Annotated in this window: 1 protein-coding gene; it reads left to right on the forward strand. The window is 59.8% G+C overall.

From position 1 onward, the window contains the following. The first annotated feature begins 47 nt into the window (after positions 1 to 47). Complete coding sequence (locus tag AB6804_RS31820) at positions 48 to 1,274, forward strand: ISL3 family transposase (RefSeq protein WP_370889828.1); 1,227 nt, start codon at positions 48 to 50, stop codon at positions 1,272 to 1,274. The last annotated feature ends 32 nt before the right edge of the window (positions 1,275 to 1,306 follow it).

Genomic DNA, 1,306 nt, shown 5'->3' on the forward strand with positions numbered 1-1,306 from the left:
TGGTTGCGGCAGAATGCTGCAACCAACCATGCAAGACGAAACGAACAATGACGAACCAACTGTTTGAAGCCGCTCTGGGAATCAAGGCCCCGTGGTATGTACAAAGCGTCGACTTTGATGCCGGCAAACGCCAGCTCACGATTGCCGTGGACTTCGTCGCGGGCAGCCGGTTCGGTTATGCCAGCGTCGCCGGCGAGCATCCGGTGCACGACACGCAAATCAAGCGTCTGCGCCATCTGAATTTCTTCCAACACGAGTGCTATCTGGAAGTACGGGTGCCGCGCGTGCGCTTGCCGGACGGCTCGGTACGGTTGGTGGAACCTGATTGGGTCGGCCAACTCAGCGGCTTCACGTTGCTGTTCGAGGCGCTCGTGCTGATGCTCGCTCAGCAGATGCCGTTTGCTGCCGTGGCGCGCATCGTCAACTTGTCGTGGCACCGGGTCCACGCCATCTGCTCGCGCTATGTGGAACTGGCGCTCGCGTCGGCGGACCTGTCGGATGTGACGATGGTGGCGATTGACGAAACCTCGTACCGGCGCGGTCATGAGTATCTGACACTGGTTGCCGACATGCAGGCGCGGCGGGTCGTGTTCGTGACGACCGGCAAGGATGCCAGCACGATTGAACGCTTCGCCGCCTATCTGGGTCAACGCGGCGGCAAGCCCGAACAGGTCGGCTCGGTCAGCATCGACATGTCGCCGGCTTTCATCAAGGGCGTCGACGAACACCTACCCAATGCGCGGCTGACCTTCGACAAGTTTCACGTCGTCGCGCACGCGTCCAAGGCGCTCGATACAGTGCGTCGGCAACAACAGAAGGTCGACCCGGAACTTAAAGGCATGCGCTGGATACTGCTGAAAGACGCGAACAAACTCAATCTGGCCCAACTGACCGACCTCGAGGCGCTTATCAGTCAGTACACCACCAGCCGCACGGCCCGCGCCTGGCTGTATCGCGAGCAACTGCGCGAGATTCTCGAGCGCAAGCAAATCAATGTCGTCTCCGAAATGTTGCAACAGTGGTGCACCAACGTCATGCGCTCGAAGGTCGAACCAATGAAGGACGTGGTGCGATTGATTCGCCGGCACTTCGACGGCATCGTCGCCTGGACCCAGACCCGCCAGACCAACGGCTTCATCGAAGCCATCAACGGACTGTTTCAGGCCGCCAAACGCAAGGCACGCGGATACGCTCGCTTCGAAACCATGCGAACGGTCCTGTTTCTCATCGCAGGCAAACTGGACTTCTCCGCCTTCAACTCGCATGCCCGCTGAAGGCCGTTACCCACTCCGTTTTCAAAAGAGCC

Source organism: Caballeronia sp. RCC_10 (genome assembly GCF_041360715.1).
In the GTDB taxonomy this organism is placed as follows: domain Bacteria; phylum Pseudomonadota; class Gammaproteobacteria; order Burkholderiales; family Burkholderiaceae; genus Caballeronia; species Caballeronia grimmiae.